3 protein-coding genes and 1 riboswitch are annotated in these 3,884 nt (G+C 29.2%); of the genes, 2 read left to right on the forward strand and 1 reads right to left on the reverse strand.

Annotated features, from left to right (window positions below; translation table 11 throughout):
* The coding region (locus ACR0QS_RS11815) for a hypothetical protein (protein WP_432633652.1) at positions 1-388 on the forward strand (388 nt) is incomplete at its 5' end.
* Between the two features lie 159 nt (positions 389-547).
* Here ACR0QS_RS11815 and ACR0QS_RS11820 read toward each other — a convergent pair.
* Positions 548-1,393, reverse strand: a complete 846-nt coding sequence (locus ACR0QS_RS11820; RefSeq protein ID WP_432633653.1) for an Rpn family recombination-promoting nuclease/putative transposase — start codon at positions 1,391-1,393, stop codon at positions 548-550.
* A 380-nt stretch (positions 1,394-1,773) separates the two neighbouring features.
* A riboswitch (TPP riboswitch) is annotated at positions 1,774-1,877 on the forward strand.
* A 153-nt stretch (positions 1,878-2,030) separates the two neighbouring features.
* Here ACR0QS_RS11820 and ACR0QS_RS11825 point away from each other — a divergent pair.
* Entirely contained in the window at positions 2,031-3,635 is a 1,605-nt protein-coding gene (locus ACR0QS_RS11825) for a peptide ABC transporter substrate-binding protein (RefSeq protein WP_432633654.1), read from the forward strand.
* Positions 3,636-3,884: the final 249 nt, after the last annotated feature.

A 3,884-nucleotide genomic window follows, 5' to 3' on the forward strand; every position in this document is an offset into this window, starting at 1 on the left:
ATTTTATCGTTGTAAAAAAATTAGAAATATTTTATATTATGCTTATATAAAAATTTTTAATCAAACTTTATATAAACATATTTGGGAAGAATTATTTACCGAATTTGCTTTAAATAAAGATAGTCTATCTAGCATAATTGTAAAAACTACAAATGGAGATATTTTTTTAGGTTCTCCATATTTGATAAGTTATAATTCTAACGATAGAGCAATTTCTTTTTCGGAATTATATAAATTAAACGATAAAAATGAATTTGAATTAATTATAAGTTATGACAATACGAATACGACTAATAATTTATTTTATATAAAAGATAGTTCCATAGAGTATTTATATATAATCAATAACGATAAAATAGCAAACAATTTGAAATATAAATTAAGATAATAAATTTTAAATAATTATAGCTAAAAAGTTAAATTAAAATTTCATTAAATAATAGGTAAATTCATTTTTGAGGGCGCTTGTTTTTATTAGTCTCTTTAAGATACTAATTTTGTAATATATTTCTTTTAACTAACTATAGCGGATTTTTTATATTTTAAATTATAATTTTTTGATTTCTTCAATGCTTAATCCAGTGGCTTTGCTTATTGAGGCGTTGTCCATGTTCATTTGTTTTAGGGTTTTGGCTATTGTATAATTGCGTTCTTTTATGCCTTCTTTTCTTCCAATCCTTCTTTCTTCCGCAAGCATTATTTGTTTACCGTATTGATAGACTTCTTTTTTCTCATATTCAGACATCATTAATTGATTTCTTATAAAATTGTTATATCGCTTGTGCGCTTCTTCCATTATAGGTTTTTCTTTTACTATTTCTGACATATAATCCTCCATATTTTTTGTAGTGAAAAATCCAAGCCAACAGTTCAAGTCTTTTGGCAGGTTATTATCTTTGAATTTAAATTTCTTTAATTCTATCATGTGTATTTGCAAATGGTCGGTTAGCAGTCTTGAATTTTTTGTATCATAAATCATGTAACAGCTATGCACATTATTTCCTTTTTTATTCAAATTAAAATTAAGAAGGTTGATACTTATCACAGGATTTAATTCCTCATATTGTTCGCCTTTCTTTAAAAGCTTGCTATAATTCATAGCCCAATAATATAATATTCTTTCTGGGAATCTGGAATTTCCCGATAATTGAACTTCAATAATTACAACAGTTCCGTTTTTCGTAATACACTTAACATCTACAATAGTTTCTTTATCCTTATAATTACTTTTTAAATTAAACGGATTTAATATTTCAACGGCTTTAAAAGTTTTCATGTCTGCGCTAATCATAACGGCATTGATAAAATCGAGGAGAACTTTTTCGCCGCCTTTATCGGTAAAGAAATACCGAACAAAACAATCGTTTAATGCATTAAATGGCTTATTGTTCATAAGGATATTATAACAGAATAATTTTATTTGTCAAAGAGATTTAATAATTTTTTAGTTTTTGATATGTTGCGAATGTGGGACGCTGTTTTTTGTATAAAATAAAAAAGTTGACGGAGTAATTTTGAGTGACCAAATTAAAAGCCTCGATTTCAAATTAAGAAAAATTAAATTCTGCGATAAAATAGACGACAAAACTTTTGGAATTGTTATTAAAAATTTCAAATTGAATTTTTGCCAAACGAATAAATACGTTTAAAAATTTAAATGCATAACAAAATAATAAATAAAATTATAAAGATTAAATGGAATGCATAATTTATGTATTCCATTTTTATTTTAATTATTTTAACAGTTGACAAAAAATTAAAATATAATACAAGTTTAATCAATAGGGGAGCTTTAAAAGGCTGAGAGGAAATTAAATATTTCGACCCTTATAACCTGTTTGGGTAATGCCAGCGTAGGGAATCACTCTCATATTATAATTATAAAAAATAAATAAAATGAGATTCTTTTCTAAAGTTGGTCTTGTTTTATTTATTAATTTTATCAAATCATAAATCAAAACAAGATTAATTCACATTTCAAACGGTTATAAAAATCAAATTTAATTAATTATTTTTTAAAGGAGTTTTTTATGACTTACAAATTTTTTACAAAAACTTTAATATTATTATTGCTGCTCTCGTCTTGCAATAATATTAGAAAAAATATTGGAGACGAGATAACGGTAAATTTGGAGTATGAGCTAAAAACTATAGACCCGACTTTGAATAACAGTTCTTACGGGTTTATATACATTAATCATGCTTTCGAGGGTTTGCTAAATAAAGACACGAATAATAATATAATCGAAGGCGTTGCGGATAAATGGGAGATAAGCAGAGACAATTTGAAATATACTTTCCATTTAAGAGACGATGCAAAATGGAGCGATGGCAAAAAAGTGACGGCGGGAGATTTTTTATATTCTTTCAGAAGAGCGGTTGACCCAGAAACTGCCTCTCCGATGTCATATTTGATGGAATATATAAAAAACGCTAAAGATATAACTAAAGGATTAAAACCCGTTGAATCTTTGGGAGTTATCGCCGCAGACGAAAATACTTTAATAATAGAATTGGAAGCTCCGACTTTATATTTTTTGGATATTGTCGCTTCGGGCGGAGTATATGTTCCGATTAGAGAGGATATTATAGAAACCTACGGCGATGATTGGACTTGGAATCCCGAAACTTATATTGGAAACGGCGCTTATAAAATGGTTGAAAGAAAACCAGATGAATTGATAGCTTTTGAAATCAATACGAATTATTGGAATTATAAAAATCAAGTTGCAAAAAGAATCGATTTTGTATTGATGGCTGACGAATACATAGCTTTAAATTCCGTTAGAACGGGAAATGTCGATTTTTCTATAACCGCTCCTCCAATAGGCGAGATTGACAATTTGATTAAAGACGGACTTATGGCGGTAAGCGATATTATAGGATGCTATTATATCGATGTGAATACTAAAGATAAAGCTTTATCCGATAAGAGAGTGAGAAAGGCTTTATCTCTTGCGATAGACAGAAATTATATAGTAGAGAATATCGGGCATGGAAAATTAATCGCTACGGGCGGATTCGTTCCACCTGTCGTAAAAGGTTTGAATAAATCTTTCAGAGAAGAGAGCGGAGATTATATAGATATTAATAATCATGCGAAAAATATCGAAGAGGCAAAAAGATTGATGGCGGAAGCGGGCTATCCGAACGGAGAGAATTTTCCTCCTATAGAAATAAATGTCGGCGCGGGATTTTATACAACGGTAATGGAAGCCGTGCAAGTTATGTGGAAAAATAATTTAAATGTCGATTTGAGATTGAGAACGGTTGAATCAAAAATAAGTCTGCCTTTAAGACAAGCTGGAAATTATCAAATGGTTAGGGCTAGCTGGACGGGAGATTATAACGACCCTTTGACTATGCTTCAAATAATGACAAGCGACAGCGATTTTAATTACGGCGGATTTTCCAACGAAAGATACGACAGTTTAATAGAATACGCTCGAACCTCGACTGACGCCGAAAAAAGAATGGAGGCTTTAAGAGAAGCGGAAGCTATTTTATTTGACGAAGTTCCGATTATACCTTTTATATACAGAACGGATTTTTTGGTTGTGAGTCCGAAACTTAAAAATTATATTGACGAACCTTTGGGAAGATATAGATTCAATTACGCTTATATTGAGAAGTAGTGGAGATAATTTAATAAACGGCGAGCTTTCATTTTATATTTTTTTTAATGGAAGCTCGCTGTTATTAAATTTATATTACTTCGATTTATACGGATTGCTTCGCATTTTTGCAAATACTCGCAATGACGGTTTAGTAAGAACACGCAATGATAATAAAAATAAAGTTTTCAATGACAATTTTAATAAAATAATAATTAAATTATGTTAACTTCATTTGTAAATTCACTTCTATTATTCATAATTTTATAC

Origin of the sequence: Brachyspira sp. (genome assembly GCF_050873525.1) — a bacterium.
GTDB lineage: Bacteria > Spirochaetota > Brachyspiria > Brachyspirales > Brachyspiraceae > Brachyspira.